The organism is Bacillus sp. SIMBA_154 (genome assembly GCF_046536015.1).
In the GTDB taxonomy this organism is placed as follows: Bacteria; Bacillota; Bacilli; order Bacillales; family Bacillaceae; genus Bacillus; species Bacillus pumilus_P.
The window spans coordinates 1-236 of record NZ_JAWJBV010000665.1 but is presented as its reverse complement, the minus strand read 5'-3'; the positions used below and the strand labels follow the sequence as shown (position 1 = coordinate 236).

General features: G+C 48.3%; 1 protein-coding gene. It reads left to right on the top strand.

Annotation, left to right across the window (positions count from 1 at the left end; all coding sequences use genetic code 11):
• Nucleotides 1-236, top strand: a 236-nt coding sequence (locus tag R0K30_RS23520) for a peptidoglycan-binding domain-containing protein (RefSeq protein ID WP_410613446.1), incomplete at both ends; no start/stop codon positions are given.

Below are 236 nucleotides of genomic sequence, written 5' to 3'. Positions count from 1 at the left end.
CAGCAGGCATTTTAAAAGTGACAAAGCCTCCTACGAAGGGAGCGGGAGTAAAAGCCGTACCGCAAGCCCTAGGGGCAGTCTCCTACGACCCGGCCAAAGGAGCAAAAAATAATGGCGTTGATGGTTACTACGGACCAAAACCAGCGGATGCGGTCAGGCGGTTCCAATTAATGCATGGGCTTCCTACTGATGGCATATACGGACCTAAGACTAAAGTTAAACTTGAATCATTATTA